Source organism: Rhodopirellula europaea 6C (assembly GCF_000338295.1).
GTDB classification, from domain to species: domain Bacteria; phylum Planctomycetota; class Planctomycetia; order Pirellulales; family Pirellulaceae; genus Rhodopirellula; species Rhodopirellula europaea.
This window is the reverse complement of the sequence record NZ_ANMO01000198.1, coordinates 1-9602: the sequence shown is the minus strand read 5'-3', so window position 1 is coordinate 9602 and position 9602 is coordinate 1. Positions and strand designations below refer to the sequence as shown.

General features: G+C 52.8%; 5 protein-coding genes. 1 reads left to right on the top strand and 4 read right to left on the bottom strand.

The annotated features are described in order from the left end of the window. Positions 1–330 precede the first annotated feature (330 nt). The gene (locus RE6C_RS20190; RefSeq protein WP_008659544.1) at positions 331–1359 is read left to right on the top strand and encodes a hypothetical protein; all 1029 of its coding nucleotides are present in this window, start codon (positions 331–333) and stop codon (positions 1357–1359) included. A gap of 173 nt (positions 1360–1532) precedes the next feature. Here RE6C_RS20190 and RE6C_RS20185 read toward each other — a convergent pair whose 3' ends face one another. From RE6C_RS20185 to RE6C_RS20170, 4 genes are all read right to left on the bottom strand, one after another. Continuing rightward, on the bottom strand, positions 1533–4082 hold the full coding sequence (locus tag RE6C_RS20185; protein WP_008659542.1) for a chemotaxis protein CheB: 2550 nt from the start codon (positions 4080–4082) through the stop codon (positions 1533–1535). Then, positions 4069–7338, bottom strand: a complete 3270-nt coding sequence (locus RE6C_RS20180; protein WP_008659539.1) for a chemotaxis protein CheB — start codon at positions 7336–7338, stop codon at positions 4069–4071. Before RE6C_RS20180 ends, RE6C_RS20185 begins: the two co-directional genes overlap by 14 nt. 92 nt (positions 7339–7430) lie before the next feature. Beyond that, positions 7431–7871, bottom strand: a complete 441-nt coding sequence (locus tag RE6C_RS20175; RefSeq protein WP_039962737.1) for a response regulator — start codon at positions 7869–7871, stop codon at positions 7431–7433. Then, complete coding sequence (locus RE6C_RS20170; RefSeq protein ID WP_008659537.1) at positions 7825–9504, bottom strand: sensor histidine kinase; 1680 nt, start codon at positions 9502–9504, stop codon at positions 7825–7827. Before RE6C_RS20170 ends, RE6C_RS20175 begins: the two co-directional genes overlap by 47 nt. Positions 9505–9602: the final 98 nt, after the last annotated feature.

The window sequence follows — 9602 nt, the reverse complement described above, 5'->3', positions numbered from 1 at the left end:
CCCGGGAGCACCAACAGCCCGATGGAACTTCCCGGGACCCAGTGGTGTCAGAAGAAAACGACTCTGCATGAGGATGTCGTTAGAAAGCCCGCTCAATGATTGGCCTCACAATTCATGAATGTTTCGTGTCCCGGTTGTCAGCGCGCCCTCAAAGTCTCGGATCAGGCAGCAGGAAAGCGTCTGAGGTGCCCTCATTGCCAAACGCAGTTTCGCTTGCCTTCCCCGAAGCCTGTTGTTGCGAGCCAACCTGTAGCGGCAAAAGCGGCCGTTCGTCCGGCGGTATCCACCCGAAAGCCCACGCGGCCCGTCGGTGCATCCTCGTCGCGGGCGGTGACTCGAACGCTACCTCAGCAACCCGCCACGGTGCGTTCCTTCGCGGGTACGAATGGCGCGGGAGGTTCCGGGGGCGCTCGCCCAATCAATCGACACGGGAAGAAGAGCCAAAACGGCGTGTTGGCCTGGGTGAAGACGCATAAGTTTCATGTCGTGGTCGCTTCATTCGCCATTTTGAATCTTTGCCTCAGTTTGCTTGCACCGTGGCCGATGTTCATCGTCGGGATCTTTGAGGTCGTATTGGGAGCGATCGCGATTGGGCTGTTGTTCCTGCCTCGGTTGCATGTTCTGAAACGGGTTTTTGGCGAATTGGGCAGTACCTTCGTCAGTGCAGCCGCCGGTTTGGGAACGACAGGAGTGCTCTGCATTGCCGGGGCCGTGCTGCTTAAAGTAGGCATGCGACTCAATCGCAGCGGTGCGGCCGCAAATTTGGACTTCAGTGGATTGCCGGGTGGTGGCACCGCGGTGCTCATGCAGGTCGCATTCATTTTCCTGGTTGGGATCGTGATGATCTCACTGTGGTACTGGATCGGAATCGCGCGAGCCTTGGCTGCGACTTACGTCGCTCAAGCCGCTTTCATGGCAGTGATTGTTTTTGCCACTGTTCTATCGGCACCTCCCATTCCCAATGCCAGTTGGCACGATCAGGACATCTCCAATGAGTTCCCCAGTCCTGGTGGACCGCGCGGGCATGCTCATCCGCTTCCCTATGGTCACCCGGGTAATTTATCTACACCCGATGTGTTCCGCTCGGTCAATCCCTTCGGGGTGCCGGCGGAGGAAGCGGTTCGAGTTTTGATCGAATTCTCAGAAGGCCGGCACGCGGAATCAATGCGGTTCAAAATCGTTTCCGCACTGAAGGGTCGGCAATGGAGGGTGCGTGCATTCGATGGCGAGCTCGTCGTTTGGATTCGGACGAATCAGCCTTTCGATGGGGTGCAAGATGCAATGGAAAGCATCGAACAGATCGAAATATTGGACTCATCTGAATCCGACCGATCGTTCCGCGTTCGGAAAGCATCTTGAGGAAGTTGTGTGTCGAACTTCTAAGGCATCGGGAAACTGGGGCGGGCGAATGGTAACGAGCGACTGTTGCAATCGAGCCCATATGTATCGCAGCGGGGATCTACGTGTGCGTCGTGCTGATTGTGTGCTTTGAGATAAAGCATGAAAATTTGATTCTGACGCAGATGCGTTATCTAGTGCTGGTCGGCGGAATCAACATCATCGCGGAGAGCGCGGAAATCCAAAATGTTCACGATCGCACCTTTGCGTTCCGATCCACTCATATAGGGAACGACGCGCAGCAAGACCCGGTCGCCTTGGACCGTTGAGATTTCGCGGATGAAATTCTTTCCGGTGTTCAGAACAGAGTGAATCTGGTCGCTCAAGTCTGGCAGATCCATCGTGTGGGTGAAGCTGGAGAGTGAACGCCCAATGTCGTGATCAACCAAGTTGAAGTATCGCGTCGCTGCCGGTGTGAAACGCCGAATGAAGAGATTTTCGTCGACGAAAAGAGTGCCAATGTCGGTGCTACTCAGGAGGTTTTCAATGTCTTCGGTGACCTCCTGCAATTCCGTGATTTTGCGATGGTTTTCCGCGTTAACTGAATAGAGCTCTTCGTTGACGCTGTGCAGTTCTTGGTTGGTGCTTTGAAGCTCTTCGTTGGATGCGATCAATTCTTCGTTGGTTGATTGCAGTTCCTCATTGCTGGTCTCGAGTTCTTCAATTGTTGCGCTCAGGCTATCTTTGACAAACGTCAATTCAGCCTCCAGTGCATCGTATTGGTCACCCGGACGTGAAACGCGGACTTCGGTTTCGACGGTTGCCACGGGGGTTGTGGGGGTGCCAAATTCGATGAACCAAACAAAAGCGTCTGCCCCGGTGCTGTGAAGCACTCGAACGGTTACGTCGGTGTCCACGATTTCCCCGGCGATTTCAAAGGGGATATCGCGAATCACGATCTTTGATTTACTGTCTCTGGCCGATCGGACTAAAGCAGCACCAATTGATCTGCGTGCTTCCCCTTCCATCATGCGAAGAAGGTTTCCAGTGAATCGTCCCGATGAGTTCTGCAGGTATTGACTTGCATTTCCAAAAACGTGCAAAACGTTTCTGTGTTCGTCCAAAAGGAGTCCGCAATCGACGAATTCACCCAGTAGTAAATCATAGGATTTCAACAGACCAGTGAAGCTAAGCTTTTCAGGCTGATCTCGGTTGAGGATGTTGACCAGCCGCCGTGGAGCCTGCTCCACAGCTCGCAGTTGATCGTAGGACTTGATTGCGAGCGGAAGACTTCGAAGTTTTCGATAAATCCGCCATGTGTTGTCGAGAGTCTCAAACTCGTCCTGCAATTTTCCTGGTGTTTCGCTGCTGCCGAGCATCATCAGTCCATCTTTTTCAAGTGCGAAATGCAGAGAAGCAATCGCTGCATTTTGAGATGGAGGTTTGAAATAGATCAGCATGTTGCGGCAGGTCACTACGTGGATCTTTGTAAACGGTGGATCCTCGATCAAATTGTGCTTTGCAAATACAATCAGTTGCCTGACTTCTGGTGTGATCCGATATTGGGTCTTGCTGATCTGAGTGAAGAATTGGTTCTGTCGTTGCCTTGAAACGAACTCGAGCGATTCGGCAGAAAACAGTCCTCGCGACGCTCGGTCCAGCGCACCTTGATGGGCATCGGTCGCCAGTACTTTTAGATTGGGAGGGAGTCCCCGGCGAGCGAAGGCTTCAACCGCGATCATAGCCATCGTGTAGGCTTCTTCGCCCGAAGCGCAGCCTGCTACCCAGATGCGCAATTCTTCATCGGGTTCGAGTTGTGAAACGAATCGATTGATTCGAGCTTGCAGTGAAAAGAAGGCTTCCGTGTCGCGGAAAAACTTGGTGACACCAATCAGTAAATCATGGTAGAGCGCGTCGACTTCTGCCCTGTCTGTTCGAAGCAATTCGGCGTACTGCTGGATGCCTTTGCAATTACGTGAATGAATCCGGCGATTCAGTCGCCTGGCGACCGTTGATTCTTTGTAGCCGCTGAAGTCAATGCTGTGGCGCTCTGAAAGCAATGAAAAGACAAGACGGATCCCAGACATCTCTTCAGTCGTCAACGGATCAATTACGGTGCGATTTTCTGGGTGATTCGCATGTTCCGAGAGCGAAATGGCGATGTCGGCAGGAGTGAGTACATGTGTGATGCATTCCGTCGCGATGGCGTTCTTTGGCATCCCGTCGAACTGTGCAGTCTCTGGAATTTGCGCGTATGTGACGCCTCCGTTTTCGTAGACAACGCGGATCCCGTTGGCGCCATCCGACCCCGTTCCTGACAGGACAACCGCAAAAGCGTTTGGGCCAAAGCATTTCGAGATTGACTGAAACAATAGATCGACTGGGCGTTGGATTTGATCCCGATCCATGTCGGTGATCAGAAACCGACCGTCCGCAACCGCAAGGTTCTTGTTCGGAGGAATGAGGTAGATCGTATTTGGTTCGAGCGTCGATCCGTTCTCGGTGTTGACGATCTTCATCGTCGTGAACCGGGCCAAAATTTCGTCCATCAGACTCTTAAAGTCTGGCGACAGATGCTGGACGACGATGAACGTCATGCCGGTGTCGCTCGGGAGTTTCAAAAAGAAATCCTCGAGGGCTTTCAAGCCCCCGGCAGATGCGCCAATCCCGACGACAGTTGAAATCGAGGGAAGTGCATCGATGTTGGGAAGTGAAAAGTCTGGGTTTGGATCAGTGTTGTTCACGGTGGGCTCTCTCGGCGAGGCTTGGTGATCCGGAATCTCTGAACTCTCTTAGCGTAAGGCAAACGATAGCACCGCCGTGCGGTGAGTTTTCGAGCCAAATTCTTCCACCGTGGCGAATGACAATGCGTTTGCAAATCGCAAGTCCGACACCAATGCCGGGTACATCAGGCTTGAATCCGAGGCGTTTGAAAATTGTGAAGACCCGGTTTTTGTGACGGTCCTCCACTCCAATTCCGTTATCCGCGATGCGGATGTTGATGAATCCGTCGTCTGATTGGCTGGTGATTTTGATAAGCGGAGCCTCGTCGGCCCGATACTTGATCGCGTTGTCGATCAGATGGAAGAACAGCAATTGCAGTTGTTCCCGATCGCCCGTGACAACAGCTAGGTGATCCATCTCGACTTTTGCGCCGTGGTATTCCAAGCTGGTCGAAAGGTTGGCCACCGCATCGCCAATCGCATCGCTGAGTGGAACCCGATCGAGCGGGCGTCCAAGCGTGTTGATTCGCGAGTAAGTCAGCAACGCTTCAATCATCATGCTGAGATTGGAGGCACTGTCGCGGATGACCTTGCTCGATTTAAGGACTTTCTTTTCGTCGTTTTCCTTCATCGCCAAGTCAAGGATTTCTGCGTACTGAGAAATGTGGCGAAGCGGGGCCTGCAAATCGTGAGAGACGGCATAGGCAAAATCGGGAAGTTCCTCCCCAACTTGAGCGAGCGTCATGAGCGTTCGTTGAGCTTGTTCGGCTTGCTTCAGCGCCGTGACATCTGTCGTTGTCAGCACGATGCCACGCACAACACCTTCTTCGGTGCGGTAAGGTTGCATTCGCTGAAGGTAGACTCGGCCGTCGGAATTCTGGACCTCGGTTTCTCGAGAGTCGCAAGATGCGAGAACGGCTGCCGCGTCGGACAATAAGTTAGGGCTGTCTAGCTTGTAGGCAATGTGATTGATTGGGCGGCCGACGTCCTGTTCCATGACGTTGAATGCCGCCGAGATGGCTGGCGTAAACATTCGGATGCACAATTCGTTGTCGAGGAAGATCGTGCCGATGTCGGTGCTCTTGAGCAAGTTGTCCATGTCGCTGGTGAGCTGAGTCAACTCTTCGATCTTCTGCTTGTGCTCTGAGTTCACCGTGTACAACTCTTCGTTGACACTGTGCAGTTCCTCGTTCGTACTTTGCAGTTCCTCGTTGGACGCAATCAATTCCTGGTTGGTAGCCTGCAGTTCTTCGTTGCTCGACTCGAGTTCTTCAACGGTCGCTTGTAGAGTCTCTCTGGTATAGGAAAGTTCCAGTTCCAAGTTGCCGATTCGCTCGCTGGACAGATCATCCGCTTGAAAACGTTCGACGACGTTTTCTTCACCAGAGTCTTCCTGCATCTCTTCAATGCAAATGAGATACAAACTCTGGTTGGTCTTTTTGTACGGCTCGACGGTCACTTTGTAGATGTGATCAGGTGAATCGTCTTCGCCAGTGACGCGGATTCCGTCAAAGACTGCTGGGATGCCTTTCTGCTTGGCACGCAACAGCGCCGCACTGGTGGCGGTTCGAAGTTCCAAGGAAAGCATTTTCAGGACGTCCAGACTTGGTCGTCCTTCGGGTTGGACGAGCAGCTTTCGAGCATCTCCAAACGTGTGGATCACTTCATTGAATTCATTCACCATCAGGCTCGGCGGCACATGTTTGGTCAGCAAATCCTCCATGGCGGTCGATAGCCATGCCTGACGATCTCCCTGCGGGGAAACTGCGACAAACCCATGTTGTTTTTCGCGAATGACTGTGCTGAGGATTGGGGTGACCGGCAAACGCGCCGCATCGGGTAGGCGAACATCGCGGCGTTTCGAATACAATCGCCAGTGCCGGTCAAGCGTTTCAAATTCGGTTGCCAGGTCACCAACGGTCTCGCTCGGTCCGAGAAACAACGTTCCACCGGTGCGTAACCCGAAGTGAAACAAGGACAGAATTCGTTTCTGAATCTTGGGTTCCAAGTAGATCAAAACGTTCCGGCAACTGATGAAGTCGAGACGTGTGAATGGTGGATCATTGGTCAAGTCATTGGCCGCGAAGATGACTCGCTGTCGAATTTCCCGTTTGATGTGGCACAGACCACTGGACTGGGTGAAGTATTTGACTTGGAAATCGGCGGGAACGCTGTCAAGTGCCGAGCTTGGGTACACGCCGGTGCTGGCCGTTTCCAAGGATGTTCGGTGGACGTCGGTCGCGAATACTTTGTATTCACGATCGAGCCCCGCTTTTGCCATCGCCTCATGAAACAACATTGCGACGGAGTAGGCCTCCTCGCCGGTGGCACAACCGGGGACCCAGATTCGCAGTTCTTCCCCGGGGATTGCCTTGTCAACGATTCCTGGAATGATGTCTTTTCGGAGTCGATTGAAAGCTGCTTCGTCGCGGAAAAACTGCGTGACTTCGACTAGCAAATCACGATACAAAGCCTCGAATTCCTCTTCGTCGCTTTCGAGCAATGCCGCATATTCGCTGGCGTCTCGAAAACCGCCCATCTGCATCCGACGTTCCAGGCGTCGAGTGATCGTGGCTGGTTTGTAGAGCGCAAAGTCGAGTCCATGGCGCAAGCGGAACATTCGCAGAATGCTAAACAATGCCGAATCGCCGGAGGGTTCGCTTTCGTCTTCCCGGTCTTTCAGTGCCTCGCGATCACGCGCTTTGGCGTACTCCATTAATCTCGCGGGCATTGCTGCGGGCGTGCAGATGGCATCGACCGCGTGTGATTGGATGGCGGCTCTCGGCATGCCGTCAAATCCAGCGGAATCTTCCGTCTGGACCATCACGACTCCACCCAGTTCACGAACATCTTTGATGCCACGTGATCCGTCGCTGCCGGTACCGGACAAGACAATTGCGACCGCTCGCGAACCGGCGTCCTGCGCAAGGGAGCGAAAGAATATGTCGATTGGGAGATTCAGCCCTCGAGCGTGGTCCTGCTGGGTCAACAATAGCTTGCCGGCCGACAACGCCATGTTCTTTTCGGGCGGGATCAGATAGATCGTGTTCGGTTCGACCTGCATTCCATCAGTCACCTTGTGGATCGTCATCTTGGTGTGACGAGCCAACAGTTCGTCCATCAGACTTTTGAAGTCAGGCGACAAGTGTTGGATGACGACAAAAGACATTCCCGTGTCCGGCGGCATGTGATCGAAGAATTCTTCGATTGGAGCCAGACCACCGGCCGAAGCTCCGATGCCGATCACAAGCACTGGTTGGTTGCTGGAGTCGCTCATGTTGTGTCTCAGGTAGAGGTGTTTGATTCAGAATTCGGCCGACGGAATGCCAGTGCATTCACGCGTTGTTGGCAATTCCTGTTGGTCTTGGACTACTTCTTTGGTAGCTTCACCACGTTGACCCAGAATTCCTGAACGCTTTGAATCACCTCAAAGAATTGAACGAGGTCGACTGGTTTGACGATGTAGTTGTTGGCGGCCAATCCGTATGATTCGTGGATGTCGCGTTCTTGACTCGAAGTGGTTAAGACGACCACCGGGATCGCCTTGATCTGATCGTCGGATCGGATTTCTTTGAGAACAGTTCGGCCGTCCATTCGAGGCATGTTAAGATCGAGCAGGATCAGGTCGGGGCGAACTGCATCTTTGTACTCGCCCTCCTTGCGAAGGAATTGAAGTACTTCTTCACCGTCCCATACATGATGGATGTTGTTTCGGATTTTACCTTGTTGCAACGCATCAATGGTCAGTTCCGCATCGGTTTCACTATCTTCGGCCAGCAGGATGTCGATGGGTTTCTCTTGGTTTGACATGTTGGTTTTCTTGAGCGGATGATTCAGTCTGAGGTTCGATTGGAAGGGAGACGCGGAAGGTTGCTCCCTCGCCTTGTTCGGAAATGAGCGAGATGGTTCCGTGGTGACGCTCCACGATTCGTTTGCACAGGGCTAGGCCAATGCCAGTGCCCGGAATTTGTTCTCGACGATGTAGGCGTTTGAATAGTTCAAAGACTTGAGCATGGTGGCTTTTCGATATTCCAATCCCCTGATCTGCAACTGTGATGACGATTCGAGATCCATCGGTTCGGGAGTCGATGTTGATCTTGGCTGCTTGCTCCGGTTTGCGAAACTTGATGGCGTTGTTGATCAGGTTTTGAAATAGTTCGACTAAGAAACCCTCGTGACCACGGACGGTGCCGAGATCTCCAATTTGGATTTCGGGTTCGGTTTCTTGAATCAGCTGCGATAAATTCTGAAGTGCGGTTTTCACGCAGTCGTCGAGGCTGATCTCGACAAATTCCAATTCAGATTGTCCAACTCGCGAAAGCGTCAGAATGTCATCGATCAACGCTTTCATTCGTCCGACGCCTTCTATGATGTGCTTCAGGTAGCCTTGGCCCTTTTCATCGAGCGAGTTGGCGTATCGTTGCTGGAGAAGTTGACTGAATCCCGTGATCGCTCGCAGGGGTTCTTGAAGGTCGTGCGAAGCGGCGAAGGCGAAGCGTTGGAGTTCCTGATTGCTTTCTTGAAGCTCGTGTTCATATTTCTTGCTGTCTTCAATGTTAAAGATGGTTCCTGCTGTTCGGATCGGGGTTCCATCGCGATCAAACAGCGTGTGGGCATGCGTTCGAAACCATCTATAGCGATCTTTGTTGTCGAGCATGCGAAATTCCACGCTAAAAGGTTTGCGCGTTTGCTGCTGGTTCGCCAGCCTTTCTTCGAAAACCGCCATGTCATCGGCGTGAATTCGTTCACGGCTGGCTTTTATGTTCTCGGGGAACGAATCCGTGTCATTCCCCGCGAACCCCAGCATTTCTCTGAATTTCGGTGCGTACTGGACCTCACCCGTTTGGCGATTCCAGTTCCAAATTCCGCCGCTTTGACCGAGCAGTTCGATGTAGACGACTTGGTTTTGTAGGTTCTTAATGTGTTGGCGGACGTTCAAGGTCGCCAGCGTGATCGCAGTGCCCAGACCGAGGATGACGTTGAGGATCATCAGCATTCGAGTGAGTCGTTCTAGGCGGCCTGCTTCAGCTCGATAGGCTCCGTTGAATGAATTGACTACTGTTTGCAACTCGTTCAACGTGGGCGCATCATCAAAGCGAACTGCATCGTCGATTTCACGGGCGGACGCGTTGTTGCTGGCCATCTCATGAACAATTTGCAGTTGGCCGGAATACTCCTCGACCATTCGCCGGGTTTCCGGTAGCGGTCTTCCTTGGATGGGCCCTTGGTCAATCTGCTCCAATTCGGAAATCAGCCCAAACGCAGTTTCGGCGTTCTGGATCGCGTCTTCGTAGTACTGAGAGTTGGTCGGGCGAAGGACATAGTTCTTGAAATTGTGGATGAGCCCGCCGTACCCAATTTCACGATCCAGCCGCTCGGTCGTGTCAATCGCTCGTGCTGCATTCTCATTGACTAGCTGACGTTGTTGATCGGCAGAGATCATGAACCAGCTGATAACGGTGACGGCAGCAATGCATAAGCCAATGCATAGAATGAGCGTGGAAGTACGCATTGAGATTTCTTTTGCGTGTTGTTTGTGCC

Coding starts and splice junctions, on each gene's coding strand:
- RE6C_RS20180 (WP_008659539.1), bottom strand. CDS start 7,338: ATGAGCGACTCCAGCAACCAACCAGTGCTTGTGATCGGCATCGGAGCT.
- RE6C_RS20175 (WP_039962737.1), bottom strand. CDS start 7,871: ATGTCAAACCAAGAGAAACCCATCGACATCCTGCTGGCCGAAGATAGT.
- RE6C_RS20170 (WP_008659537.1), bottom strand. CDS start 9,504: ATGATCTCTGCCGATCAACAACGTCAGCTAGTCAATGAGAATGCAGCA.